Here is a 25,637-nt window from a genome sequence, read left to right as displayed (position 1 = left end):
CATTGGAGTGTAAGCCAAACAACTTAGCGTGTTCTGCCACTGACTCGAAGGATTACCACTATGATTCGCGATGACCGTATCGCCCCGGGCGCACCTGTCTATCAAGACACTCATGCCATGGCACCGTTGCTCAACCGTATTTCCTGGAGCGCGATTCTGGCCGGTGTAGTACTGGCCATGGTTGTTTCCTTGTTGTTGAATCTTTTGGGTACTGCCATTGGCACCGCCGCCATTGATCCCATGCAGGAAGCCAATCCGATGTCCGGCATTGGTACCGGTGCCGGCATATGGGTAGTAGTCAGTTCGGTCATCTCGTTGTTTGTCGGTGGCTGGGCCGCTGGCCGTCTGGCTCAGCGAGAAGGCGCTTTCCATGGTCTGCTGGTATGGGCGAGCGTATCGCTGATTACCATCTATCTGGTGACCAGCGCGGTAACAGGTGTGGTCCGTGGCGGCCTTAATCTGGCTGGCAGCGGCATGTCGGCACTGGGCAGCGGCATCGCTCAGGTTGCTCCTGCTGTGGGTAGCAAGATTCAGGATCAACTGCGTGAGCAAGGCATCGACTTCAATCTGGACGATATCCAGGGTGAAATCGAGACCGCCATGCGTCAGACCGGCAAGGCCGAGCTGAACCCGGATGCCATCAAGCAGGAAGCTCAGGCTACCCAGCAGGATGCGCAGAATACTGCTGAGCGCAGCGCGCAGAACCCACAGCAAGCCGATGAGCAATTGAGTGGTCTGATGGATCGCATCAAGGCCAAGGGCGACCAGGCGTGGGATGCCGCTGACCGTCAGGCGCTGGTCAATCTGATTAAGGCGCGTGGCATCAAGACTGACGCAGAAGCCAACCAGATCGTTGATCAGGCTCAGGCCAGCTATCGTCAGGCGTATGCCAAGTACCAGGAACTGAAAGCTCAGGCTGAACAGAAGGCACGTGAAGCGGCTGAAGTAACTGCCAAGCGCGTATCGCAAGGTGCATGGATTCTGCTGATTACTCTGGTGATCTCGGGTCTGGTCGCTGCCGGTGCAGGTGTACTGGGTCGTCGCACTCAGCCACCGGCCAAGGTTGTTGCCGCTGTCTGATACAGGTATTGAGCTAAACAGATGAAAAAAAGGGGGACGATCATCGTCCCCCTTTTTTTATTGTCTTTACGCACCTGCCTGTTCAATAAGAAGTTAGACAGTTACTACGCTGTTCGCCGCTCCAGGGGGCTCTTGAATATTATCAGTTCCTACTGATCGATTGTTCTGGCCAATACTTGTCTACGTAACTCTGAATTTCACGTCGCATGAAAGTCCCGGACTCATCGGCGCGTTCTTCCCAGCCGAATACGCACGCGGTGACAATACCGTCGAAACCGACGTTGGCCAGTGAAGAGAAGAAGACGTCCCAATCTATCTCGCCCTGATACATATCCATATGCTGATGCACTGTCACTTTGGCGCCGGGCGGATTGACGATATAGCGGAGTCCTGAAGAGGCCTTGTGGTTCCAGGTATCGGCAACATGCACATGCGCAATCATGGGGCCAGCTTGAGCAATCATCTTCGCCATGTCGTCGCCAAAGAAAAAGGTGTGCGGCGCGCAATACAGGAACCTGACGTGACTGGAGCCGATACTCTTCAGCATATCGAGCGCAGGCTGCAAGGTTTCGCACCAGTCTTCGGGATGCGGTTCGATATTCAGATTGACGCCCTGTCTTTCAAGTTCAGGCACCAGTTCCTCCATAGACCGCCACCACGCAGCTTCGCTGGATTCGTGGCTATGGCTGCCGCCGCAGCAGTTTGTTTTATGCCCTCGTTCGGGCGACGGCCCACGGCCGAATTCGGAGTTCATGGTGTCGCAGTCCAGTTCCACAGCCACTTGAATGGCCTGCTTCCAGTAGTCGACTGCCGTCGTACGTTCATCTTCGTGGGGGCTTGCCCAACGGTACATAGGCAGCAAAGACGCAACCTTCAAGTCATGGTCTTTCAGAGCTTTCTTGAACTCGGCGATGCGTTCCTTGTGCGCCCGAGGTCTCACCCACCAAGGCAGGAAATCCTCACGGGGCGACAGTTCCAGGTATTCGTATCCCATCTCTGCGGCTTTGCGGCACACCTCGGTCAGACTGAGATGGCGGTGCATATAGGGATCCAGGGCTATTTTCATTGTCATTCTCCAGTGGATGAACCTTGAGCAAAATCTGTCCGGCCTTGTGGGGGCCGGGACTCAGTAATCAATCCATATGCCGCCCTGATCAGCCGATTCCACGCAGCGTTGAACCCAGCGCACGCCTTCGACTCCTGCGTCTATGCCGGGATAACGCAATGATTGCAGCGTCGCCGCATCGCCACGGGCTGTGGCATTCATGGCAAGGGCAAAACGGTAATAAAGGTTGGACCAGGCCTCGAAAAGCCCCTCCGGATGCCCGCCACCGATACGATCGTCGAGCAGGGCGTCCGGGTGCAGATACCCCATGCCGCGCTCCAGTGTCTGGGCAGGCTGGCCTTGCACCTCGAAGCTGAGTTGGTTGGGACGTTCATCCCACCATTCCAGGCTGGCCCTCGAGCCGATCACCCGAACCTTCTGGCCGTGCATCGACCCGGCGTTGACCGCACTGGACCACAGCCAGCCCATGGCACCACCTTCGTACTCCATCAGCGTGTAGGCGTTGTCTTCAAGCGGTGCCCGACTTTTCACGAAGCTCTGTCGGTTGCACTGCAGCCGTTTGATTTTCAGCTCAGGCAACATGACTTCGGCGATGTACAGCGGATGGGTGCCCACATCGCCCAGTACATAGCTTGGTCCGGCAACGCTGGGGTCCACTCGCCACTTTGTGGCCTCGTTCTGCGTCTCGACCGGCGCGCTGTGAAAACCGTGTGCGAACTGCATGTGCACCATGCGAATCTCGCCGAGCTCACCTGCGGCGATCATCTGCCTGGCCTGTTCGATCAATTGATGGCCCGCGTAGCCGTAAGTCACGCCGACGATGCGTTGGTTGGCTTTGGCTATCTCCTTGAGCGTCTCGGCTTCTTCCAGCGTGAAGCACAGCGGTTTCTCACACACCACGTGCAGCCCGGCTTCGAGCGCCGCTTTGGTGATGCTGAAATGAGTGCCATTGGGTGTGGCCACGGAAAGGGCTTCGATGCCGTCCGGGCGTCGGGCTTCCTGCTCGATCAGCCGCAGGTAGTCTGAATAACAGCGCTCGGGGTCAACCCCCAATTGTTCGCCGAAAGCACGACCGCGCTCAGGGTCGATATCGAACGCTCCTGCAATCAGCGCGAAGTTTTGGTCACGCAGGGCCGCCGAACGGTGGATGTAACCGATCTGGCTGTTTGCTCCACCACCCACCATCGCCCATCGAACAGGGCGGGAAATACGCTTGCTGCCATTGATCATGGTCTTTTCCTTGTCAGAAACCGCAACGGGTCAGGTAGCTTCGGCTCTCGGTGACATCTGCCAGGCTGCCGCCGACATGACGTGGATCTCGTTCCTGCTCGACCGTGATGTAGCCTTGGTAATCCAATTCACGGATGAGCGTGCGCAGCGCGGGATAGTCGATGATGCCGCGCCCGATAGGGCACATCACGCCCTTGGCGCACGCGGCGAAGAAGGTGATGCGCTCGCCGAGTACCTGGTCGAACACCACCGGATCGATGTCCTTGAAGTGCAAATAATCGAGACGTGCCGCGTATTGGCGTAACGTGGCTGCCGGGTCCATGCCGGCGTAATAAAGATGCCCGGTGTCCAGGCACAGCCCGGCCACGTCTGGGTCGATGTGTTGCACCAGTTGCGCCAGCTCGTCGGCGAACTCGATGTAGCCCCCGGCGTGAGGATGAATCACGGCTCGCACGCCGTAGTTATTAGCGATGTCTGCGATTTTGCGGATATGCAGCATCATGACGGACCATTCGGCAGCGCTCAGACGCGGCGCCTTATTGGCGTGTCCGGCGGCGTAGTCGCGTTCTTCGTGTCCCCAGTCGATGATGACCAGATAGGGTTCGGGAAGGCGCGCCTCCTGCTGTTGCCTGGCAGGTCGCAACGCCTTGAGCAGCGCACAGATGTCGTTGGCCTGTTTCAGAAGCGAAGGCAGATTTGCCGGATCCACCAGATTGTCAAAGATCGTGCCCGCAACCAGGTGCAAACCATTGTCAGCCAGCGCACCGCCGAGTTCTTCGACATTCAGCGGAAGGTAGCCATAAGGGCCCAGCTCGATGCCCCGATAACCAGCCTGTGCAGCTTCGCTGAGCACCTGATGCCACGGGGGCAGGTAGGGATTGTTCACATCGTCTACACCCCAGCAGCAGGGGGCGGTTGATAAATGGATGGCCATTGGCTCACTCCGGCTGTTGTTATTGTTGTGTCACGGGGGAGGTGATCTATTGCATCTGGATGCTAGGTCGTCCTTCACAGCGCTGCTATAGTCCGGGCGAGGAAACTGTCAAAACCTTTCATCAACAGGTCAGGGACTTTCATTTCATGTCAGACCAGGATTCCGACCCACGTCGTCCCACGATGGCTGATGTGGCTCGAGAAGCCGGAGTCAGCCTGTCAACGGTTGACCGGGTACTCAACCTGCGCGCTACGGTCCGGGTCGACACGGCGCAGCGCATTTCGGCTGCCGCGCAACGTCTCGGCTTTCACGCCCGTAGTGTTATTGAGCAGCGGCTGCAGCACAGCCGTCCTGCGGTGAGGCTGGGGTTTCTGTTGCAGAAGAGCGGGGTGGCGTTCTATCAGGGGTTGGCACAGGCACTGGCGGATGCGGCAGCAGTCAGTCCACACGCGAGAGTCCGTGTGATGATCGGTTACCTGGACGACCTCAATCCGCGTGTGGTCGCTCAGCGCATTCTTGCCCTGGGCAAGGACGTCGATGCCTTGGGTGTCGTGGCCGCCGACCATACCGAGGTGCAGGACGCCGTTGCCGAGCTTCGCCTCAGCGGGATTCCGGTTCTGGCCATGATTTCTGAGCTGGGAAGCCATGCCGGTGCCGGCTTTGTCGGTGTGGACAGCCGCCGCATGGGGCGTGTTGCCGGCTGGTTCGTCAGTCGACTGGCTGAGCATCCCGGTCCTGTCGCCGTCATGGTCGGCAGTCAGCGGTTCCAGTGTCAGGAGTTGTGCGAGCTGAGCTTTCAGAGCTATATGGCCGAATCGTCCGGCGACTGGGAATTACTGGCTTCGCGTCTGACGCTTGAGGATGAAGAGTTCGCACGTGGCAACACGCTGGATCTGCTCACGGCATGTCCGGACCTGGCCGGTCTTTATGTGGCGGGCGGCGGTATCGAAGGGGTGGTCAGTGCGCTGGAAGAAATGCGCAGTCGTCGGGCACGCTTGCCGACGGTGGTGTGTCACGATTTGACAGACCTTACCCGGAGCGCCCTGCAAAGTGGTCTGGTGCAGGCTGTGTTGTCTCATCCGGTGGAAACACTCGCGAGGCGCTCCATGGACATGCTGATCGATGCCGTCGTTGCCACGAACAAGCCCGGCCGTGTCTTATTGTCGTTACAGACGGACGTCGTTGAAAGCGTTTGAACGTTACAAAGCAGGGAAGGGGGCACACGCATGTCTGCCCCCTGATTTGTTTACCGGAATCAGATGCTACCCGTGGCCTCACGCACGAAGCTTTCGTAAGTACGCAGAGGACGTCCGATGATGGCTTGCAAACGATCAACCGTTCCGTCGGCGGCCTGCATGCCGAACTTCTGGATACCCGACATCATCAGACGAAGGTCGTAAGCCAGCCAGGCCGGGATGTACGAAGCCATCTGTGCTTCAAAAGCTGCGACATCGTCACCGCCATAAACCACTTCGCGACCCAGCGCGGAGCTCCAGATTTTCGCCACTGACGGGCCGGTAAGAACCTGCGGGCCTACCAGCTCCAGCGTCAGACGCTCCAGTGTTGCGGGTGCCCGGTCCAGTCGCAGCAACTCCGCAACTGCAATATCGGCGATGTCACGTGCATCGATCATTGAGACGCCCGCATGACCGATCGGCATCGGGTACACCGAATAATCCTGAATCGTCTGTTGGACCATGCCTTCGTTCTGCATGAAGTAAGCCGGACGCAGAATGGTGGCAGCCACGTCGAGGGTTTCTATCATGCGCTCGACGGTATGTTTGCCGGTGAAGTGCGGAACATTCGTGAACCTGTCCGCGTGGATGACCGACAGGTAAACGATGCGTTTGATACCTTTCTCTTGTGCGAGATTCAGCGTGATGAGCGCCTGTGTTACCTCATCTGGCGTAACGGCGTTGAGCAGAAACAGCGTTCGTACCGAAGATAATGCAGCGCGCATTGAAGGCACGTCGGTCATATCTGCGACGACTTCGGTGACGCCAGTCGGGAAGCTTGCCTTGCCAGGTTGGCGGACGATTGCTTTGACTTCAGCGCCTGCAGCAGCCAGACGTTGGACGACGAGTGAACCGACAGTACCTGTGGCTCCGATGACGAGAATACTCATGGGTGAATCTCCTGCAATGAATACGTGATGAGGGCAGCAGGCAACTCCGCTGCGTTGAAGTCACGATATTGCGTTGCACAGGTAAAACGAAGACGCCACTATGTAGATACTCCGTCTCAAAAGTGGAACGCCATGAACCTCAACGCGCTTATCGACTTCGCACTCGTTGCCACCAACCAGGGGTTGGGAAAGGCAAGTCGCGCAAGTGGCCGATCAAAGGCGACGCTATCGCGCCGGATCGCCGAGCTTGAAGAGCAGTTGGGTGTCAGATTGATCGAGCGTAGCGCCCGCGGCCTGAAGCTGACCGAGGCCGGACAAGTGCTATTGAACAGGGCCGAGGGGCCACTGGCCGAGGTGGCTGAAGCCATGACAGCGGCGAAGGAGGGCGTGTCCATACCTCGCGGGCGCATGCGTATCGCGGCCCCGGTTCTGTTCTCGCAACTGGCGATGGGACGCATCGGAGCTGCTTTTTGCGCGGCTTATCCCGAGATTGAGCTGGAAGTGGTCGCCGAGGACCGTGTGGTTGATCCTGTCGAAGAGCAGTTCGACGCATGCATCCGGGTCAATCCTCGTCCGGACAGCAACCTGGTGGGGCGATGCTTTGCCAAGGATCGGCTCATCGCTGTTGCTGCGCCTGGAATATCAAAGCCCTCAACCAGCGCTATCACCCAGGTTGCGAGTATCGTCGCCTCCAATTTCCAACCCACTATCTGGAGCCTGGACGGCGGGGCGCTGAAACTGGAACCCATTCCACGACTGACATTTTCCTCGTTTCTCATGATCCGCGATGCAGCCATAGCCGGCGGCGGGGTGGCGCTCATTCCTCAATCCATCGTGTGGAATAACCTGGCCAACGGGGAACTGGTTCAATGGGGCTCTGCATCAGATGCCGAAGCTGAGCTTTGGGTGTTGCATACATCAAGACGTCTTGCGGCGCCGAAGGTGCGGGCGTTTGTCGACTTTATCTGTGCCAGATATCCGGACGCTTCATTGGTGTTGGAGGGTTAGGGCGGGTTGACACTGGATGCCCAATAATATAACTCAACTAAATGACTCTTTAGTTTAGTTATCAGTAATTTGCATATTAATGTCTGAGAGAATAGAGCAAAATTCTCTGTTTCTGAAAGCCTAAGTGGCTTACGCGTCTGAGGGGCATTGAGGTCAGCACGCGTATAAATGCAGAATATCAAAACCACTTTCAAGTAAGTCCGAGCACTTAAGGAGTATGCGAATGCCTGTCTATTTGGCAAGTGAACACGAATTGAATGTCGGACAGGCTTTGGTCGTCGAAGCTCCGGCACAAGAAGGCGCTTTCGTCGTAGTCTTCGAAGATGACGAGGACACCGGCTATTTCTATGCGATCGACACGGGTTCACAGGACAATCCCATCCAGGACGCGCTGCACATTTACAATGTGGCAGACGTCACTGACCGCGCAAAACCTTCAGCTATCAAGATTGGCTGGTCTCTGGATCACGCCAAAGCCGTCCTGCTTATTAACGATTATCCCCATGCAATATTCGATTTTCAGGCCAGACAAGGTTATTGCCGCACCGGATTCCCGCCACCAGCGGATAACGGCTGGTCAGTCGCCGGGCACGACTGGGACGATGCCGCGCTGCAGCTGTTTGCGTGATTACGACTTAAATACCCTTCATGCATTTGCGCACATCCTCATCGATCAGGTTATTGGGCTTCATGCATTCGCGCAGCGTTTTCACGTCCGCAGCTTTATCGAGTTCTCGGGAATTCGTGAGCGCTGGATTGGTTTGGTTGCTGCATTGAGGTGACCGGCTTGCGCCAGGCATCCCGGCGGTGACCTCACAAGCGAACGCGTTGCTCAGGGTTTGAATGTGCTTACCAAGTGGCTTCGCCACAAAAGTAATCGGACTGGCCGACCAGACAGGCAGACTGATACAGGCGAGAACGAACGCCAGAGTGCGATTCATGATTCATCCTTGAAAATGGTGCGGATGGCGATTGTCGAGGGGTTTGCAGTTGGTGTCGACTGAGGTGTGTTATGGAGCCGATGGATGTGGCTTTTGAAATGCGGTGTACCAGTGCCGTTATGGGATATGTGTACTGGCGCATAATGTATATTATGTTAAATTGTATCTGTTTTGACTGGCGGTGCTGCTGTTGTCCAATTCCACCAATCCCCGGTCGGTTTTGCAGAAAACCCCGTTTCCCCGAAAATCAACCGCTTGCCTTCTCATCCTCATGTTCCCCCCTGAGATAGCCTTTTCACTAATCACCGTTTCCCGCCTTTGAGCCCTGAAGCAACCCACTGACTGGCTAGCGTCGCACACGTCTGCTAAACGCAAGAGTACCAGCCAAACATTTTAGCTCGCGGGTTCGTCGATGGTGCGTCCGTTTATCCCATTCCCACTCTTTCCTCCGTATTCTCACTGGTACCCCAATCGGGAAGCCAGTTTCCCTAGTAACCTCCAGACCCTGGCTCGCTTTAATGAACTCGACGTTACGAGTCAGCCCTTTATCAGTACTTGGTACGCAGACTGTTTTCTCAACTGGATCGCCCACAACTGGAATCCCGCGACCCCGCACTTGCAGTACAACTCTTGCAGTACAACTCTTGCATTCAAGGCTTGGAGCGAATGCTCAACTGGAGCTTCGCGAATGGGCTCTGCTTACTGGATTGAACGCGCGCCGATTTCGAGGAGTACTCAGCTTTAATCCAAAACCCACCATCCGATTGGGAAGCACTTGGTAAGCAAACCCGCTACATCGGAACGCCCGCCAAGGACTTCCGGGACTGGCCAATCAATCCCAATTGGAAGCTCTTTCAGAGCAATCGTGGCGCAGACTCAACCGATAAAATTGATAAGAACGTGTGGAAACGCGAGATTCGCTGCGTCAAGCAGTTCTTGGATTTCTACCTCAAGGACGTGCAGGTCACGCATGAAAACGTAGCCGACCATGTCCCCGAAACGCTTTTATTCAGAGAGCCAAAACCCCGGGCCAGCCTCTCAGACGAAACCATAAACTGGATGCTGGGCGCGCTCCAGCGCCTCGACCTCAGCACGCACGATCTCCAGGTGATCACGATGTACCTGGTTGTCGCGAGGCACTCGATCCGTCCTATGTGGCAGGTGCTGGGTACTCCATCATCACCGGGACGTATCGACCAATTTTCCAGAAATGGCCAAGGTGTGTGGCAGGAGCCGCACCACAAGACCGGCCAGCCGACACCTCTACCGGCTGAGTTCGGCCGTGCATTCGAGCGTTACCTTAGTTACTTGAATATTGATCCCAGGGGCCGCTGCCTGCCTCAAGCCTTTTCTACAAAGAAAACCCGGCAGACGCGCTGGTCATCAAAGGGCTCTGGCGCATGACGTGCTCGATCAGGGAGAGCCTCGCCGACTTAGCGCAGGCGTCGAATAGTCCGGATATTGTCCGAGCGACTGACGACATCCGATTGCTCACCGCTGCGATGGTATCGAGTCGTGCGGTTACGAAACCGTAAGCATGCCCTCCCCTGATCCGCCGGCGCTGGTCAGTCGGAAACCGAGTTTGATCGTGCGCGCTACAGGGGAGTTACTGAGTTTTCGAGCGAGGTTGAGCCAGCCGCGGTGAGTGATGCGCTCACGTGGTGGGCGTGGCTGAAGCCCAGCTCTCGTGAATCAAGCCGCCCGCCAGGCGTGCGTCTTGACCCTGGCGGGCTTCGATCTTCACGCCTGCGCGCTCCGCTTAATTGCTTGGCTCACCTGAAGTATCAGTCAGAGCCAGAACCACTCAATTCAAAGGTGTTGCGCGATAATTACGGTAGCCATCCGCCGTCCTCTGGCATGGATGAGGGCCTGGTAGTCGCAACGATTTCGTCGTCCTTCCGCGTCACCGTTGCCAAGTAGCCCTCAGCCTTCAACACGGCAACCAACCGTTGGTTTGACTCCGTATTCTTTACCTTGATCTTCTTGACCTTGCCGTTCAAGGCTTTGAAGCCTTCGTCGTCGAGCGACGCTAAAGCTGCGGAAACGTCAGGCCACTTCATCCCTGGAAGGCATTGCGTCAGCATTTCAGAACGATGCTCCGGGGTGAGGCTTGCAGTCCGAACCAGTTGTTGCAGCACTGGGATTAGCGAATCAGCAAACCTCTCGCCCGCTTGGTTGGCCAGCTTAGACACACGGCCTAGTTCTGACACTGCCTCGGGTTTGCTTTCAATCGTCTCCAGGCTAAGCCCTGACAACATCTGAATCTTCTGAGTGAGTGGCAATACACTGCTTTTGCTCAGCGTTAGCATCGAGTCGAACTGGAGAGAGCCGATATCGATCTCAGCTCTGGCTTGAGGCCACCGCTCCACCAGGTACTGGCCTTCAAGATGTGGGCATTTATTCATTACGATGTCCCTGACTTCCGAGCTGTAAGGCAGAAACGATGAGGTGACCAGCATGGGCCAGCGTCCAGCAGGTACCGCTGCTGTGATCACTGATAGGTCTTGAAGCACGACGCCGCCGAGCAATGCTTTGAGCTCTTCGTTACTGAAACTTTCGGAGCTCAGCAGATACTGTTGCAGCGCCAAGTCTGCGTTCGTTGAACGCCACAGCTTGCCTTCCAGAGTCGATGCGTTTCGAGCAATGAATGCAGTGAATGCGGCTGCGGTTTCCGATCCGCTTTCATCGATCGAAACCTGGCCGTCGGACGCAATGACCTTCCCAAAGAAAATCCAGACGGCCTCAGCTTTCGCCGTCAGGCGATCGCTTTCAAATGCCTTTGCCCACAGATGCCTCGGAGCATCGGTGAGCTCTTGTAGGTCGCATGTAGTCTTGTCGAAGAGCTTTTCTACCAGGTCATCATTCCCGTCCAGCTCCGCCAGTAGACTCGCTAAGGACTCGCTGGATTCGTCTAGCACAGCTGGCTGATCCAACAACGCGGTGGCAAGCTCGTCAGCGCGCGATAGCAGATAATCGCCTAGCCCATTGATGCCCAGCGCCTGCAGCCTACGCAGAGATATAGTGCCTGCAATCGCAGGTTCGGATGCGGCGCCTTTGGAATCGCTCCCAGGTTCAGACTTTGCGCATATCAGCGTCAGCATTGGCAGGTTGATCTTGATGCAGTGCCAGTCGATCAGTTTTTCGAGATCCGCCAGACTCATTGCATTGCCCAGCGAGGCGAATTCGATCGGCAGGGCTCTGAGCCATGCCCAGGCTTCCTGATTGCTTTCCAGTCCTGGCATCAGTCGAGATGCATCTTCCAAGCGCTCAATCGTCGGCACCAGGTCGGTCAGCGCGTCATCCGCCAACGTCTTGAAATTGGCTTCCGACAGGCTGTCGACGATGGCGTTGACTAGCTGCTGACGGGAATCGCTTCCTTCAAAAATACTGCCGGCATCTGCGATGTCGCTCGCTTCGAAAAACCGTAGAAACAGCTTTGGCTCCAGGCGGTAAACAGCTTGGATAAAGCCGGCGAGTTCTGGCCGGCTCAAAAGCTCGTGAACTGCCAGAGCCATTCGCACGGTGTGCTCGTTTAAACCGCTTCTCAGCACGTGCCTTAACTGGTCGTCTGCTTCTGTGTGTGAGGGTCTGGTTGGTCGGGCAGCCAACCAGGCGATCAGATCGACGACGATGCCCCTGCCCTCGTCCAGCTCATCACTTTTCAGCTTTTCAAGTACGTTGTCCGGGTTGTCTACGGATCGGGATACCTCAGGCAGAACACCACGCCTGAGCGACAGGATCAGCTCTTTATCACCAGGCGTCAGCGATCCTTGATAGAAGTAACCTAGGTAGTCGGTATAGTCAGTATCGAGGAAGCCATGCTGCATCAGATAACTCACCACGTCCAAGCCCAGGAGCTTGTTCCTTACAACCTCGCCGTAGCCTTTCTTGACAGCGGACTTGAAGGACATCCTGTTGATCTGATCAGATTGCTGCTGCGCGGCTGCGATCTCATCCGCAATCGTGCTCTGCCGTCGTCCAAGTAAGGCATGGCGCCGCTTATAGGAGGTCGCGTTCAGCAGCTCTGCCGTCGGGACATTTCGAGATGAGTTTTTGAATATTCGCTGGTATTGATCCTCAGCATGAATTGAGAGGTTACCGGCTTGATTCATTAACACGTCGAATACCTTGTCGGTCACAAACTGCTGCGCCGTGTAACGAGTACCAGTGATTACGACATGGGTTGCCGTGTCTATATCGGCCAACCGAAGGAGCGTAAACCAGACGTAAGCCCTGAGTTCACTCACATTGTTAGCCATCTCGGACGCTTGATCGTCACGCTCGCGCCGCAACTCGTCTATCTGCGTGTCATACGCGCTCTTCTGCTGTGCCTTCCAGGCGTCTAGGCCCTTGATGACGCCATAAATCGCCCCCCTTCGCTTGACCAAGTCAGCATAGGCTGCCGGGTGGAGGTTACGGATCACGACGATGGCGAAAAGCTTGTCTGGTTCCAGTTCTAAGCTGCTGGCAAGGATATTCGAGAACATATCGAATTCATTGACGATATTCTTCACCAAGCGAAGGTCATCGATGTAATAGCAGACTGTCTCCACCAGCCGACGATCGAGGAACTCCCCCAACGGCCTCGATTTGAAGGTTCGAAGGTTCAGAAGCTCCATCATTTTTTCTTGGGAGTTTTCCGAGTTGATCACAGGGATCACGGGGACGATGAGGTCAAAAAACTTCGTTTTCTCGCCGACCACGAACATCTCATCACGTAGCGCATAGACGAAGTAGACCGGGCGTTTCACCTGGGGCGACTGCTTGATGATGAAATTGATCTCTCGCAACCGAGTGAACACGTCGTGAATGCCGAACCGGTCGAGATCCTCAATGATCACCACGTCAATGCTGCTGCGCTCAAAGCAGTAAATGATCTCGTCAATATTCTTGTGCAGTACGGAGCCATGGTGGGTGGTCTCCAGCTTGCCGCCTTTGAGTGTCAGCCCGTCAATGCTGAACAATGAAAGGAGTTTCAGTCCCCTGTGTAGCAGGAACACGCACCCAAGCGCGGCGATCCCCACGGCGAGTGAGCCCGGGATCAACAGCAGCCACTCCAGGAGCCAGGCAGGTTCAATTTTCGGCAGTTTCTCCGCGACCGGGATGTACAGTCTCAACCCTGCCAGGATGAGGAGGCCATAGCAGAGCGTTTTCCACCAGATCTTGAAGCCAGAGGCCTGGTCGATCCGCTTGAGACGGGTCTTGGGGAGTATCTTTGCAGGGACGGAGTACAGCAGTTGCTGGACGATGGTCTCCTCGATCCGTGCGACGAGATCGGACTCAGCCTTACTTTCTTCAGCCTTTGATTCGTGCCCGGCCTTGGTAGGTGGCACCGAAGGCCGTCCGGGTTCGGAGGGCGATGTTCCCTCCCCGGCCGCGCCGGCCTCAGTCACGAGTTCATAGGCTCCAGAGATTTCGTTGTCCTTCCCGAACGTGGCCAACGAAACGAACGCATAGACAAATTCTGGGTGGCGGTGGACAAAGGTTCGAAGCACGCTGCTCTTGCCTGCCCCGTACTCGCCAGTGATCGCGATGTTCCTGACCTGGTCGTTCCTAAGGCCGTTTAGCAACTCGCGCTCATACCGATTGATTTTCCCCGGCTCAATCAGTACAGGGGTGAGCGGCTCAAACAGGTTTTCATGAGCAGGCGCGGCCAGAAACGCACGTGCGGCCTTATAGGCGCTGACGGCTGCACGCGGGTAGCGATTCAAAGCGGCTATCTTGCGCCCTGTCGCGTTGCTGTAGACGGTATAGGCGGCTAACGCCCGGTGGTAGATGGCGCGCAAGCGAATGAACATCCGTGTCTCCAAACAGGCTGGTGGCTACCAGGCATTCATCTGCCGAAGACTGAACAATCGATCTTAGGTCTGAGCGGGAAGGCGAGCTTCTGGTGAGCCTCATAGGAAGCCTCAGATGATAGCTTACGGCCATCCTCCCCTGCTAACGCTTATTTCCCTGGAGCGACCTGATCGCAACCACAGCTCCCGAAACGACTACTGTGTCCAGCGCTCCGCGATGCATACGGCACATCGTCACAATCGGTTACAGTAGTGGCTCTCTGATTTTCTGGATCAGATGCACGCCGCGATTGAGCACGAGAAGCGCACGCCCTACCCCCTAGCCCACCGGCCCGGTTGCTCTGGGGTCTCTGCACCTGCGGCCGTATCTATCCAGAGAGCATGCTCATTTACGATTGGCAAAGGAAAGGCGCTCGATCACTCGCGGTCGGTGCTAGGAATGATGACAAGGACTTTAGTTTTCCCGTGGTGGGCCAGGTGGCTGCCATTTGCTTCACGCGGTGTCGCCGTTGATGACGCCGGCATCGATCTCGCCGGCCGTGCAGGCAGTGCGTATTTCCGCTGGCTAGAGATTCCAGAGCCACCTCAACGGGGCGCTTTTTGGCCCCTGAAGACAATCAGCATACGGACGCCCCGGGGAATCTATAGGCTTTGCTTCGACAACTCCCGCGACAGGGATCTGGCGTGGCAACAATTGAGCCAGGCCTGGTATGCACCGCGCATCACGGAGGTCTCGGAAAGGCTCGACTACTTTGAAGCGTTCCTGGCCCGGCCGACATACATCAGGTCGAGCCAATTGACGCCGATTCTCAGCGAGCTCGGAGCTTGGCGAGCCACCTTGCCGCCACTGCCATCCGTCGAGGCGCTGGCTGCCGAAAATCAAGCCACCTTCTTCGCCGCCCATCAACTGATCAACGATGCTGCGCAACGGCTTTCCCAATCACGTGAAGCCTATATCGCTGATGCTCTCGCCAAATATGAGACGCTGTTCAACACTGTTGAAACTAAACCTCTGTCCGAACAACAGCGCCGTGCTTGCGTGATTGATGAGGACAACAACCTGATCCTGGCCGGGGCTGGAACGGGCAAAACCAGCACCGTAATTGGTAGGGTCGCGTTCCTGGTACGCAGTGGCCAGGCCAAGCCTGAGGAGATTCTGCTCCTCGCCTATGGCAGTGCGGCTGTCGAAGAAATGCGTGAGCGCCTGGAGAAACGTCTCGGCGTGCAGGGCGTGACCGCTGATACTTTCCATGCGCTTGGGCGCCGGATCGTTGAGGGGTGTGAAGGTAAAAAGTCGCCACTCAGCCCGGGAGTATCAGTTTTTTTGTGTTCGGGCTGGTTAGCCTGCCGTCAGGCAGACCCTTGTTTTACCAGCTCGGTCTGGTAAAACGGTCTCCGTACAGGATCGCAAATTGATTCATTGCCACTTTCCAGTCGTGTGCCGCATGCCCCCAGTTGGCGGTAATGTTTCGCACCCCAAGCCATATCAGTTTCGTCGCGGCTTTATCGGTCGAGAAGTGCCCTCGAGTCTTGATGATCTTGCATAACTGGGCATTGATGCTCTCGATGGCATTGGTCGTGTAAACCACTTTGCGGATGCCCGCCGGGAAAACAAAAAACGGTATAACCCGATCCCAGGCGCGACGCCATGCAGCAACTACAGTCGGATACTGCTTGCCCCAAGGCCCGGCTTCAAAGGCGTTAAGCTCTTGCTCGGCTACATTGGCATTGATCGCCTGGTAGATCGGCTTCAGCGCTTTGGCCAATGCCCGACGTTTATCCCAAGCGGCATAGTCCAAGCTGTTGCGGATTAGATGCACGATGCAGGTTTGCAGCGTCGTCGCAGGAAAAACCGCTCCCAAAGCCTCCGGTATTCCTTTGAGGCCATCCGTGACGGCGATCAGAACATCTTCAACGCCACGAGTCTTGAGGTCGTTGAACACCTTCATCCAAAACTTGGCGCCCTCGGTGCTCTCGATCCAGATACCCAGAATATCGCGAGTGCCATCGGGCAATACGCCTAGAGCCAGATAAATAGCCTTGTTGCGCACTAACCCCTCGTCCCGGATTTTGACCCGTAGCGTGTCGAAGAAAATCACCGGATACATCGGTTCCAAGGGGCGTTGCTGCCAAGCGCCGACCTCTTCCATGACCGCATCGGTGACTGAGCTGATGAAGTCATGGGACACGTCAGTTCCATACTGCTCAGACAGAAAAGCGCGGATCTCACGCACCGTCATGCCCCGGGCGTACATGGCAATTATCTTGTCGTCGAAGCCTGTAAAACGGCGTTCGTGCTTGGGGATCAGGATCGGGGCGAAGCTACCGTCGCGGTCTCTGGGGATATCCAGACGTAGTGGCCCGTCGTCGGTAAGAATCGTTTTGCCACTCTTGCCATTGCGCTGATTGGTCGATTCCTCAGGGCGCTTCGCGCCCTGAGGATAACCGAGGTGGTGACCCAGCTCGGCGCTTAACGCGCGCTCGATCAGCGCCTTCTTGAACGCCATGGAGGCGTCCTGAATGGCTTCGGCACTCATCGGGACTGTGACAAACTGCTCGATGAGTTCTTGGGGAATCGAGGGTAATTCCCTCGCTGTTGCACTGTCGGACTTCTTTTTGGTCGGCATAAATGCACCTCTAGCTACATGTTATGTCCGAACACAAAATTTCTGACAGTCTCAGGAGGACGAGCTCCGATTGTGCAAGCACCTCTTCGCTTACACCACTATATGCCTTGTATATCAGCTGATGCAGCCCGGACGTGGCCCGCCTTCTTTCTTCCAGATGCTCACGCTCTGCCTGATCGCGCGCCTTCTGCCCTCCCCAGCCGAAGAGGCTGGCCGCGACAGCGCCAGTAAGACCTATGACCGCCGCTGCACCAGCTGCCCACCCGAAAGGGTTCCAGGCGTTGATGGCCGCAAAGCTCCCTAATGCGCCAATTGCACCTGCCAGTACACCGCCTCCCTTTATCGCCCAGGCGCTGTACTTCCAACCACTGCCCGCATCACCGTCGATCGTGCATCCTTGAAATTGAATATCCATTTCCAGCTTGGCGTCACTGAGTGACAGTCGCGCTTTCGCTTGAAGAAACCGCAAGCCGCGCACCAGCACGGACTGCGCTTGCTCGCTAATTTCTTTCTCATCGAAACATTCTGCCCTGATGTCGTCCGAAGAAAGCTTTTCGCGACGTTCGAATGCAACGCGGACAATGCGATCGGCTTTACTAAGCGAAGCGTGGCGTAGGTTGCCCAAAGTGGTGCCAAGCATTAGTGAGATATGTTGAGCGTACTCCCCCTCCTGCGGCGCCTGAAACCTTCCGCCTCTGATCTGTTCAAGTTCAGTCAACAAGTCCAGGTCACCAATAGCGAGAGTTTTTTTTCTATCCAAATCATCTAATGCGGGATAGCCTACGAGCTCCAGCGTCGGTTCCAGCATGCTCCTTTCTAGTGACTCGGCACCCACAAGAGACTCACGCCTGACTTCGTCGATAGCATGAAAGCACCCCTTAACTGGTCATTCAGGCAGCCTAGCCGAATATCCACCGCCGCATCGGTGATCACCGACACCAACAGATCTTCAAGACGCGGATAATTAGACCATTGCTCCAAACTATCACAGCTGTACATGTCCCTTTGTTTGGTCAGGCTTTCAAGATCAGGGCCTTCAAATGGCATTGACGCCCGAGCGAAGACAGCACGCATGGAGCTGACCGCAACAACCGGTACGTCATTCACGCCGAGACGCGACAGCTCATCTCGGATATTGGTCGCATGCTCGCTGACTGCTCGTGAAAGATTACCGCGGGCCATTGGTGCGGACACGCGGCTTGGCATTCTCCACATAGCGTTTCGCGGATTGAGTACTGCGATGGCCGGTTTGCGATACTCGCTGACCCACGCGGCAAACTTGGCAAACTCATCTGCCTGCTGGCTTTGGCTGTCAAAGCAGACCAGAACAAAATCGGCAACCTCGACTGCCTTACGGGCCCGCGCTTCAAGATCTTTGCGCGAGTTATTCCGTCCCCACCCGTTGATGCCCGGCGTGTCGTAGATCAAGCATGCATTCCAGGCGAGTGGTTGAACGTCCGTTGTCCAGTCACTTTCACCTTGGGAAACAATTGATCCGTTACCTCGCGTGAATGCGGTGATCAACGAGCTCTTTCCCGCCCCCGTAAGACCAAAAAGCACGATATTGAATGTACTCAGTGCATTTCGTTGGCGCTCAACGAGATTCAGGATCGATCCACGCTTTTCGTTCAGAATGTTAGCTAACGTCTGGGCTACGTCGCCTTCAGCGTCCGGTACTCGCTGAGAGAGCGCAAAGTCTGCCGTCTTACTCGTCTGGGCCAATACAGAAGCAACACGCCTGCTGAGCTTGCTCACCTCGTCCTGGCTTTTCGCGACCGAATCTGCGGTCGCCTTGGATAATACGTCTTCAGGGGCCTCATTTGGTTTGCTCATGGCAATACCTCCGCCTTCAATGCGCAGGAACCACTGAGTGCGGATTTGATAGCGTTAAGCTGGGAATAATTTATCCGATGCAGAAATTGAACGCGGCCTGAGATACACCGGGCAGTACAAGCCATACAATCACTTCCTTGTCGAAACGCGCTTAAGCCCAAGAGGCTAACGAGGTACCTGGCAGAATGATAGCGTCTACCGCACGCTGCGAGATAGCCGTTGGTATTCTCATTCGCGGGTCGGCGAGCACTCAAACCCTCGGGTTTGGCGCGATGAATCCCTACCGTTATCCCAGGTTTCGGATCTTCAGGGATGACCCGCTCAGGGGCTGATGTGTAGTGGCGCCAGCTCGGCAGCAGGTAGCCAAACATGCGGCAGCAATTTCTGCACAGCTCCTAGTTTCTTCGATGAAGCCGTCTCGCTACTATGTGGCCACCTGCCACGGGTGCCCCGGGCACCGATCTGCTCGAAAGGATTCAAGATGATTAGAAGGTTCCGGCTTGAGCAAAAAGGCCGATACGAGAAGCTGGTGATTGCTCAACGGCTCTCGGACATGCTGGATAAGTTCCTGAGCGGGCAGCCTGCACCGTTGTGCATTGGTGCGGAGCAAGGCGGTATCGCTCAGTGGGATGACGTGATCATCGAGCACACTGACGATCACTGGGAGCATCTGCAGATCAAGCGGCAAGCCAGTTGCTTCAGCAAAAAAGCCGTCGACAAAAGCTATTACTTAACAGTGAAGCCTCGCAAGCCCGCGAAGAAAGACCCTGCCACGGAGTCGGACGATGGTGAGCAGGCCGAATCAGAGCTTGAGAAGGTGATGATTAGCCTGGCGAGCTTGCAGTTGCCGACTCCTGGAGTAAAGCCGTCAAAACGCACCTTCACGTTGACGCTTCCTGGGCCAGAGGTAGTGATCAAGGGGAGGATTCAGAAAGAGCTGATCACCATTAATCACTTGCGCGATGTCTGGGATCTCTGCAGGAAGGATGGTGTCAACCTGGCAGCATTGGCGCAGCGCAATGACGGCCCTACCCAGCTCGTTTACACCTGGCTCACAACATGGTGCGGGTTCAGGGACTGGGCTCATGTTGTGGAGAGAATGCGGATTCTCAAAATTGACTGCATCGGTGTTGAAACTACGCTCGAATCTTCAGCAGAGGCATCGCTCGACAGGCATTTCACGGACGCCAAATCCACGCTCGCTATACTGATGGACTACATTTCAGGGAGCACGACCGACACCAACGCAATCAGCTGTCATCACGCGGCGAAACATCTGCACAAGAAGCGTCGATCCGGTTTTCAGACTTGGACGCAGTATCTGGCCACCCCATCGCCTGGTCGAGGATGGAATGTCGCCGGCACGCACGACTTGGACAGCGAGGCAACTAACAGTCATCCCGCGAACCAGGTCGTTTTCCACCATTGGGCAGATGGCTCGCTAAATAGAAAGCTTCATGTTCACGCCAGCTATACGCGCCCTGTTCCCGAGACTCTCGCCCTGCCCTCCGCCATTTTGCGCTTGGCCCTGCACCTGAGCCCCGGCAGTCACTGCATGCTACTTGGTGAGCCAAAGTGGCGTCAGGGGGCATACGACGAGTTAGGAAGCACCCTGGGCATTGACGAAGATGATCTGGACGGACTTTCGTGGCATGCCAACTCTGAAGCGCTTTCCTGCGTCCTTGGCCGGGATCTTCCGTCGCACGGCGACGCCCGCGCCGAATCAAGTGTTCTGTACGACACAATGGATGATGTCGTATGGCTGCAATTGCAGAGCTGTATTGAGAAACGCCTGGGGAAAATCAGAGATTCTGAATTGCTCGATGTCATGGAATCCAAATGGCAGGTTTGGCGCGCGGAGCTATCGGCAGACAAGCTAAGCCGCCAGCAACTCTTTGAACAGCTCATGTATCCCAAAACCGAGGGCCTTGATCCCAAGCACGCTTTGCGCATCGGCCCTCGCACCGTGCACCTCATGGAGACAGCGATCATCATCCTGTTGTTGGTATGCGTAGGCCTTGGGAAAGATGATGGCGATTGGCGCTCCATTCCAGAGATCGGTGATGTGCTCAGTATTGCGGTGCGGCATTGGTCTGGCAAAGCCTCCGATAAATATGGCCCTCGGCGCTTGATTGACGACAGTCTGCGTGAGGTGCTCGGTAAGTCGACCTCCGCGGTGGTCATCTTGGCGGGAGTCGAGGGGTCAGCAATCACCATGACTGATTCAAGCATGGCTGACGACCCCGCGGTAGGGCATAGCATGGCTGTCGAGCGCCAGCCACGGCTGACATTCACCCGTTTCGAAATTTACCGACAAATGCAGTTTGGGACGCTCGCCTCGCTCAACACCTATGTACAAAAGCAATGGGACGCGTGGCGGATATCGCGTGAACAAGCCGTTGAAACCTGCGGGAAGGGATACTGATCATGGTTACGCTTGAAGAACTGGCTACGGCCACCGCCCAGCGCGCGGAGGGCCGGTATGAGATACGTCTGCTGGATAAAGATGAGCTTCCCGAGGTGGAACACTCTTCCACTGTCATGCGGCTCAGGCGTGCTGGCATAGATAAGGCCGGCTGGCGAACTGTTTTATTGATCGAGCTTCCCTCCTTCGCCGTCCAGAGTGCTCACCATTGGGCTGCGAACGTGCGGGATGTGTTACCGGAACCCGAAACCTCTGATCTCTACATGTTCCTTGTTATAGGTCAGGTTTCCAACGATGAGGCGACCCGCATCGAGACTGACGATCGCTTCTGCCGAAAAGTCGTCGTGCGCCAGCTTGAAACGGAGTCAGAATTCCTCGACCGCACCTTCCTTGCATCCCTCGAGCCGCCTGGGAACGCCGAATCGCTCAGCGACCCCTTAGTCTCGGCCTTAAAAACACTTACTTCGACGCATATATGGACTGAGACACTGGTTCCTGCCTGGCGATCCGAGCTTCTCTCAAATGCAAACGGCGCTGATGTCGTCAAAGCGTTGCGCGACTCGATGACTGCTAGTAAGGATCAACAATGAGCCAATTGAATTCCATCACACTGTCCAATCTGCGTAAGTTTGGGAGTGACGTCACCATCGAGTTGAGCCCCGGTGCCACGATTTTGCTCGCGCCCAACGGCACGGGTAAAACCACCGTATTCGAGGCCATTGAGTTCGGGCTCACGGGCAAGATCGCGCGGCTCCAAGACATTGAGCACGTTATCCGGGATGAGGAAGCCTTTGCGCAGGTCAGTTTGAATTTTGCAGATCTCACCGCGACCGCCAAAGTCACTTCAGACGGTACGGTTGTCCAAGATGGAAACCTAACGGCGCTTTTCCCTGGTGTTCCTGAAGGAGATGTTCCGTTTCTCCTGCGACTGACGCATCTTTTGGATCAGAGAGAAAGCGACTGGATCGTCCAGGCCGCTGATACCCAGGCCGGTTCACAGCTGGCAAAGCTACCGCTCGGGCGCGAAGGGTCTCGCGCCCGCGCCGCCCTTCCGTCAGTTCGTCGGGCTTTGAAAGATAATAAAAGTCGCGAAGAGGAAGTGTTGAGGGATTTCGAGAGAGAACTCAACGACTGGAACCGCCTGATCCAGGAGCGTGACGTAGCTTCAGCGGGTGCGGTCGGGGCATTGCGCCCGCGGGATCATCTTGCGGCAGCTATCGCCAACGCAGCAACCCGGACGCAAAGCCTGGAACAGATTCCACCCGGCTTGTTGTCGGAGCCTGTCAACCAGGACTCACTGGCTCTCGCCCACTCTGCCCTGCTGGATGTGCTGCGGACCAAAGTCGAGCGTACTCAAGCTTTGATTGTCGGCTTGGCAGAGGCGGACGGTCTGGTTGTGAGTTTCGGGACTGTGCGGTCTCGGCTCGATACGCTCAGTATCCAACTGGTAGCTGCACTTGAGCAGCTCAACAATCACGCTACGCTTCGATCGTCCAATCTTGCGTTGCAGCAGGAGCATCAGAAGCACATTGCACTCGCGCAGGAGGAACTTCTGGGTGTCGCGAACAATTTGGAACGGTTGGTTAATCAGGACGGAGCGAGGAACCATCTCGATCAGCGGAATCGGGCGCTAACTGAGGCGGCGACTCTCGTAAGTGACATTGAACGGCGCTTTGTGATGCTTCGAGAAAAGCATGAGCGTAACCTGCAGGTCAGAAATCAGCACGCTCAGCTGGATGCCCAACTTCAGTCACTGAACGAGACTGAGAAACGGCTCCGCGACGGCGAACGTCTGGTTGTTGAATGGGAAGCTATCGAGCGTCAGTTACAGGAATCCCGCGACCAAGCAGACGGTTTCGAGGGTGCCCTTGCCCTCGCAGGTGGGGTATTGACTGAGAAACGGGCTGCACATGAGTCCTGCAAGGCAGCTGAAGCCGCAGCACGCGCTCATTTTCAAGCATTGAGCGCCTCCGCCGATGCGATTCGCCAGGCAGTCGCTTTAATTGCGGAGCATCTGCCCCTAGGTCAGGACAATTGTCCGCTTTGTCTATATCCGCATGGCGCAGCCGAGCTGCAGATTCGTGTTGCTCAGGCGCTCCAAGCGATAAATCCCAGCCTAACATTGGCCGATCAACAATTGCGAGTCGCTGCAGAGGCATTGGCCGTGAGTGGTGGTGAACTTGCGTCAGCCCTTGCAGCGGTGAGGGACTGGCAGACAAGGCTTACCGACCTGAACAATGTGCTTGATGCGCTGGATCGCAAGACTGCCCAGTTCCGCATCGATCCCATACTGGCTAGCGATTCGGTGTCATTGGCCAAAGAGACGCTGAGGGTGCAGTTTGATAGCGTTGTCGCATCTCGCAAAAGTGTAACGGAGCGCCGTTCTGGCCTGGAGCCGTCAGTGCCGCAGGACGTGTTTGAGTATGCCCAGCACACGTACGAAGGTGCTGCGGTCGAGCTCGACCAAGCGCGGGTGCAGCATATAGAAGCCGTAAGCCGACGCGATCAAGCACTCGCTACCTTGTCCAGTCTCGTTTCAGGCAGCGCAGTCACTCATACGCTTGAGGATCTAACAGTCCAAAAAAGTCAGATTGATGCACAGATAAGTGAGCTCAAGGGTCGCGTGGATGCGCTTCAGACAACGCTAGCCGCCCAGGAAGATAACCATGCGGTGCTCAACAATGAGTGTAGAAGCACTGAGGAAGCGATCAATCATGCCCAATCTCAGCTCGCAACGTTCCGGGCAGCCTGGCAACGGCTCGGTTTATCGGGAGATCCGCTAACTGAGGCCATCCAAGCTCGCGCCAGCACCTTGAAGAGCACGCTGGCCGATGTCCAAAGCCACCTGGCAGCCATGGAAAACCTCGGCGTGGAAGTCTCCGCCTGGGCCAAGCTCAATGAGTCGCAGCTTGCACAGCGTCTTCTCGACGCCCAGCGACTTGGTCGCACTGAAGAAGAGTTCGCCACGCATCTCAACAACTCAATCGCGCTGGCTCGGAGCTCACTGTCACAGCTATCGCAGTTGTCGGATGCTATGGATACGCTTGAGGACTCGCTAAAAAAAGAGATCGATAACGTCCAGAAGCATGTGAGCAAGGTAGTACCGCGGTGGCAATCGCTGCTAAAACGAGTCGTGCGCGAGTCGAGATTCCACGAGGCTAGCCTCAACTTCTTCACCTACTACAACAAGGAGCGGGCTGAAGTTCTGGTACCCCTTGGCGGTAAGTCGGCGCCGGTGCCGGACGTTGCGAGTGAAGCCCAGTTGACGGATCTTCAGCTGACTTTCCTCCTGTCCATGGCCATGAGTCATCAATGGTCACCTTGGAAGGCGCTGTTGCTTGATGATCCCACTCAGCACCACGACCTAGTGCACGCCTCCGCGGTGTTCGATCTGTTGCGTGACTATATCGTCGACCACCGATTCCAGGTCGTGATTGCGACCCATGACGCCTTGCAGGCGCGATACTTTCTGCGCAAATTGCAGAATGACGGTATCGATGCCAAGATCTGGACGCTGGTACCGACGGAAGACGGTGTAACTGCCGAGGAAGGACAGTCGGTTCACCGCAGCCGTATAGCGTCATCCCCGCGATCTGAGTAAAGCTCCGTTATGAGAGGCCAAGCGGGTATGCTTGGTCTTTCATGCCTCAGCTAGCCAGCGCCAGCCTCGAACTTCCGCCATCCGCCAATGCCCTGCGGCGGAACAGAGTAACCGGCCAGTGAAAACACCTTCAAAATTCCAGCATTAAGGCCGATGGTGTCCGCCTTTTTTTAAAGCGGACGCGATCACCCTTATCGCCAAGACTTCCATGGGCCAACGAAGCTCTTACCAAAGCCTGAAGTTGCTCGTTATCGAGTTTGACCTCCGATCCGTGCCGAATGCCGGGCCAGTAAAACTTGCCTTGATTCAATCGTCGCGCCGCCAGTCAGGTAAGCGCCTCCCCGGTCACGACGATACCAAGCACAGCAGAGTTTGCTCATATATTGACACGTAAATCGCTTGAATCAACGGGTGGAACATCACGAAGTTTCTGAAATTAATGGATGGAAAATCACGATTTATTTTGTTTCTTCAGCGGAAAAACCATAAAGAATTCCACTCATTTATCGAGGAACTGGGTTTGACCTAGGAAATACTGGCTTTTGGGGGATTTCCACTAAATCGCGATTGGCGCACTTCGCTTTTCCCCGACGGCGGATAATTCAGCACACTCTTCGAGTGCCGCGCGTTCTACTCAGTGATTCATGCAGCAATCCGACCAACTCGTGAAGTGAGAAAATCGAGACGGTTGCAGCGTCCATCTCCTGCGGCCAATCATGAAATCCCCGTAGCCATACCGCTTGCATTCCTGCCGAGCAAGCGCCCGGGTAGTCATTAACAGGATGGTCGCCCACGAACCAACATTCTTCAGGCCTTACTTGCAAATGCTCTGCCGCTGCCAGAAAAATCGCGGACGCCGGCTTGGTGGACCCAACCTTTTCAGAGCTGAAAATCGCATCTATCTGAGAAGCAAATGGCAAGCAGGCAACTGATCGCTTAAGATCTGCGGTGTGTGCGTCACGCTCCAAG

The 25,637-nt window shown here is 56.0% G+C and carries 19 protein-coding genes; 9 read left to right on the top strand and 10 right to left on the bottom strand.

The window, feature by feature from the left end; genetic code table 11:
* Positions 1 to 60: 60 nt before the first annotated feature.
* Positions 61 to 1,080 (top strand): hypothetical protein, encoded by a 1,020-nt coding sequence (locus JTJ32_RS06730; RefSeq protein WP_210041515.1) that lies wholly within the window; start codon positions 61 to 63, stop codon positions 1,078 to 1,080.
* 142 nt (positions 1,081 to 1,222) lie between these two features.
* On the opposite strand, the gene JTJ32_RS06725 is transcribed toward JTJ32_RS06730, so the two are convergent.
* Genes JTJ32_RS06725 through JTJ32_RS06715 form a run of 3 tightly spaced genes read right to left on the bottom strand, consistent with a single transcriptional unit; the run spans position 1,223 to position 4,310 of the window.
* Entirely contained in the window at positions 1,223 to 2,146 is a 924-nt protein-coding gene (locus JTJ32_RS06725) for a sugar phosphate isomerase/epimerase family protein (protein WP_210041513.1), read from the bottom strand.
* 60 nt (positions 2,147 to 2,206) lie between these two features.
* Positions 2,207 to 3,376 (bottom strand): Gfo/Idh/MocA family protein, encoded by a 1,170-nt coding sequence (locus JTJ32_RS06720; RefSeq protein WP_184322695.1) that lies wholly within the window; start codon positions 3,374 to 3,376, stop codon positions 2,207 to 2,209.
* Between the two features lie 13 nt (positions 3,377 to 3,389).
* On the bottom strand, positions 3,390 to 4,310 hold the full coding sequence (locus tag JTJ32_RS06715; protein ID WP_210041512.1) for a TIM barrel protein: 921 nt from the start codon (positions 4,308 to 4,310) through the stop codon (positions 3,390 to 3,392).
* A gap of 146 nt (positions 4,311 to 4,456) precedes the next feature.
* Here JTJ32_RS06715 and JTJ32_RS06710 point away from each other — a divergent pair, with 146 nt between their 5' ends.
* The gene (locus JTJ32_RS06710) at positions 4,457 to 5,506 is read left to right on the top strand and encodes a LacI family DNA-binding transcriptional regulator (protein WP_184322697.1); all 1,050 of its coding nucleotides are present in this window, start codon (positions 4,457 to 4,459) and stop codon (positions 5,504 to 5,506) included.
* A gap of 59 nt (positions 5,507 to 5,565) precedes the next feature.
* Here the strand turns inward: JTJ32_RS06710 and JTJ32_RS06705 are convergent, their stop codons facing one another.
* The gene (locus JTJ32_RS06705) at positions 5,566 to 6,435 is read right to left on the bottom strand and encodes an SDR family oxidoreductase (protein ID WP_210041511.1); all 870 of its coding nucleotides are present in this window, start codon (positions 6,433 to 6,435) and stop codon (positions 5,566 to 5,568) included.
* Positions 6,436 to 6,567: 132 nt separating this feature from the next.
* Between JTJ32_RS06705 and JTJ32_RS06700 the strand changes: the two genes are divergently transcribed.
* Together JTJ32_RS06700 and JTJ32_RS06695 are read left to right on the top strand one after the other, a co-directional pair.
* Positions 6,568 to 7,443, top strand: a complete 876-nt coding sequence (locus tag JTJ32_RS06700; RefSeq protein WP_210041510.1) for a LysR family transcriptional regulator — start codon at positions 6,568 to 6,570, stop codon at positions 7,441 to 7,443.
* Positions 7,444 to 7,666: 223 nt separating this feature from the next.
* The gene (locus tag JTJ32_RS06695; protein WP_099227554.1) at positions 7,667 to 8,071 is read left to right on the top strand and encodes a DUF2251 domain-containing protein; all 405 of its coding nucleotides are present in this window, start codon (positions 7,667 to 7,669) and stop codon (positions 8,069 to 8,071) included.
* A gap of 7 nt (positions 8,072 to 8,078) precedes the next feature.
* Here the strand turns inward: JTJ32_RS06695 and JTJ32_RS06690 are convergent, their stop codons facing one another.
* A complete protein-coding gene (locus tag JTJ32_RS06690; RefSeq protein WP_210041509.1) occupies positions 8,079 to 8,384 on the bottom strand; it encodes a hypothetical protein in 306 nt (101 codons plus the stop codon).
* A 900-nt stretch (positions 8,385 to 9,284) separates the two neighbouring features.
* On the opposite strand from JTJ32_RS06690, the gene JTJ32_RS06685 reads away from it, so the two are divergent.
* Positions 9,285 to 9,788, top strand: a complete 504-nt coding sequence (locus tag JTJ32_RS06685) for a hypothetical protein (protein ID WP_210041508.1) — start codon at positions 9,285 to 9,287, stop codon at positions 9,786 to 9,788.
* Between the two features lie 425 nt (positions 9,789 to 10,213).
* On the opposite strand, the gene JTJ32_RS06680 is transcribed toward JTJ32_RS06685, so the two are convergent.
* The gene (locus JTJ32_RS06680; RefSeq protein ID WP_210041507.1) at positions 10,214 to 14,182 is read right to left on the bottom strand and encodes a YobI family P-loop NTPase; all 3,969 of its coding nucleotides are present in this window, start codon (positions 14,180 to 14,182) and stop codon (positions 10,214 to 10,216) included.
* A gap of 439 nt (positions 14,183 to 14,621) precedes the next feature.
* On the opposite strand from JTJ32_RS06680, the gene JTJ32_RS06675 reads away from it, so the two are divergent.
* Positions 14,622 to 15,569, top strand: a complete 948-nt coding sequence (locus JTJ32_RS06675) for a UvrD-helicase domain-containing protein (protein WP_236059208.1) — start codon at positions 14,622 to 14,624, stop codon at positions 15,567 to 15,569.
* Here the strand turns inward: JTJ32_RS06675 and JTJ32_RS06670 are convergent.
* The 3 genes from JTJ32_RS06670 to JTJ32_RS06660 are packed head-to-tail and all read right to left on the bottom strand — an operon-like array spanning position 15,550 to position 18,642.
* On the bottom strand, positions 15,550 to 16,809 hold the full coding sequence (locus JTJ32_RS06670; RefSeq protein WP_210041506.1) for an IS256 family transposase: 1,260 nt from the start codon (positions 16,807 to 16,809) through the stop codon (positions 15,550 to 15,552). The genes JTJ32_RS06675 and JTJ32_RS06670 overlap by 20 nt on opposite strands.
* A gap of 10 nt (positions 16,810 to 16,819) precedes the next feature.
* The gene (locus JTJ32_RS06665; RefSeq protein WP_210041505.1) at positions 16,820 to 17,617 is read right to left on the bottom strand and encodes a hypothetical protein; all 798 of its coding nucleotides are present in this window, start codon (positions 17,615 to 17,617) and stop codon (positions 16,820 to 16,822) included.
* 8 nt (positions 17,618 to 17,625) lie between these two features.
* Positions 17,626 to 18,642, bottom strand: a complete 1,017-nt coding sequence (locus JTJ32_RS06660; RefSeq protein WP_210041503.1) for a GTPase — start codon at positions 18,640 to 18,642, stop codon at positions 17,626 to 17,628.
* Between the two features lie 481 nt (positions 18,643 to 19,123).
* Between JTJ32_RS06660 and JTJ32_RS06655 the strand changes: the two genes are divergently transcribed.
* The 3 genes from JTJ32_RS06655 to JTJ32_RS06645 are packed head-to-tail and all read left to right on the top strand — an operon-like array spanning position 19,124 to position 24,668.
* On the top strand, positions 19,124 to 21,067 hold the full coding sequence (locus JTJ32_RS06655; RefSeq protein WP_210041502.1) for an ABC-three component system protein: 1,944 nt from the start codon (positions 19,124 to 19,126) through the stop codon (positions 21,065 to 21,067).
* 2 nt (positions 21,068 to 21,069) lie between these two features.
* Positions 21,070 to 21,657 carry an ABC-three component system middle component 1 gene (locus JTJ32_RS06650; RefSeq protein ID WP_210041501.1) on the top strand — a complete coding sequence of 196 codons (588 nt, stop codon included), beginning with the start codon at positions 21,070 to 21,072 and terminating at the stop codon, positions 21,655 to 21,657.
* Positions 21,654 to 24,668, top strand: coding sequence for an AAA family ATPase (locus JTJ32_RS06645; protein WP_210041500.1), 3,015 nt, complete (start codon positions 21,654 to 21,656; stop codon positions 24,666 to 24,668). The genes JTJ32_RS06650 and JTJ32_RS06645 overlap by 4 nt, the downstream gene beginning before the upstream one ends.
* Before the next feature lie 602 nt (positions 24,669 to 25,270).
* On the opposite strand, the gene JTJ32_RS26340 is transcribed toward JTJ32_RS06645, so the two are convergent.
* A complete protein-coding gene (locus JTJ32_RS26340) occupies positions 25,271 to 25,636 on the bottom strand; it encodes an HAD family hydrolase (protein WP_268963792.1) in 366 nt (121 codons plus the stop codon).
* Position 25,637: the final 1 nt, after the last annotated feature.

Origin of the sequence: Pseudomonas alliivorans (assembly GCF_017826695.1) — a bacterium.
GTDB classification, from domain to species: domain Bacteria; phylum Pseudomonadota; class Gammaproteobacteria; order Pseudomonadales; family Pseudomonadaceae; genus Aquipseudomonas; species Aquipseudomonas alliivorans.
This window is presented reverse-complemented; position numbering and strand designations above follow the sequence as displayed.

Excerpts from the sequence above, each read along its gene's own strand:
- JTJ32_RS06705 (WP_210041511.1), bottom strand. The coding sequence starts at position 6,435 with ATGAGTATTCTCGTCATCGGAGCCACAGGTACTGTCGGTTCACTCGTC.
- JTJ32_RS06670 (WP_210041506.1), bottom strand. The coding sequence starts at position 16,809 with ATGCCGACCAAAAAGAAGTCCGACAGTGCAACAGCGAGGGAATTACCC.
- JTJ32_RS06715 (WP_210041512.1), bottom strand. The coding sequence starts at position 4,310 with ATGGCCATCCATTTATCAACCGCCCCCTGCTGCTGGGGTGTAGACGAT.
- JTJ32_RS06700 (WP_210041510.1), top strand. The coding sequence starts at position 6,568 with ATGAACCTCAACGCGCTTATCGACTTCGCACTCGTTGCCACCAACCAG.
- JTJ32_RS06645 (WP_210041500.1), top strand. The coding sequence starts at position 21,654 with ATGAGCCAATTGAATTCCATCACACTGTCCAATCTGCGTAAGTTTGGG.
- JTJ32_RS06650 (WP_210041501.1), top strand. The coding sequence starts at position 21,070 with ATGGTTACGCTTGAAGAACTGGCTACGGCCACCGCCCAGCGCGCGGAG.
- JTJ32_RS06660 (WP_210041503.1), bottom strand. The coding sequence starts at position 18,642 with ATGAGCAAACCAAATGAGGCCCCTGAAGACGTATTATCCAAGGCGACC.
- JTJ32_RS06655 (WP_210041502.1), top strand. The coding sequence starts at position 19,124 with ATGATTAGAAGGTTCCGGCTTGAGCAAAAAGGCCGATACGAGAAGCTG.
- JTJ32_RS06710 (WP_184322697.1), top strand. The coding sequence starts at position 4,457 with ATGTCAGACCAGGATTCCGACCCACGTCGTCCCACGATGGCTGATGTG.
- JTJ32_RS06720 (WP_184322695.1), bottom strand. The coding sequence starts at position 3,376 with ATGATCAATGGCAGCAAGCGTATTTCCCGCCCTGTTCGATGGGCGATG.
- JTJ32_RS06675 (WP_236059208.1), top strand. The coding sequence starts at position 14,622 with ATGATGACAAGGACTTTAGTTTTCCCGTGGTGGGCCAGGTGGCTGCCA.
- JTJ32_RS06665 (WP_210041505.1), bottom strand. The coding sequence starts at position 17,617 with ATGCTGGAACCGACGCTGGAGCTCGTAGGCTATCCCGCATTAGATGAT.
- JTJ32_RS06725 (WP_210041513.1), bottom strand. The coding sequence starts at position 2,146 with ATGAAAATAGCCCTGGATCCCTATATGCACCGCCATCTCAGTCTGACC.
- JTJ32_RS06680 (WP_210041507.1), bottom strand. The coding sequence starts at position 14,182 with ATGTTCATTCGCTTGCGCGCCATCTACCACCGGGCGTTAGCCGCCTAT.
- JTJ32_RS06730 (WP_210041515.1), top strand. The coding sequence starts at position 61 with ATGATTCGCGATGACCGTATCGCCCCGGGCGCACCTGTCTATCAAGAC.
- JTJ32_RS06695 (WP_099227554.1), top strand. The coding sequence starts at position 7,667 with ATGCCTGTCTATTTGGCAAGTGAACACGAATTGAATGTCGGACAGGCT.
- JTJ32_RS06690 (WP_210041509.1), bottom strand. The coding sequence starts at position 8,384 with ATGAATCGCACTCTGGCGTTCGTTCTCGCCTGTATCAGTCTGCCTGTC.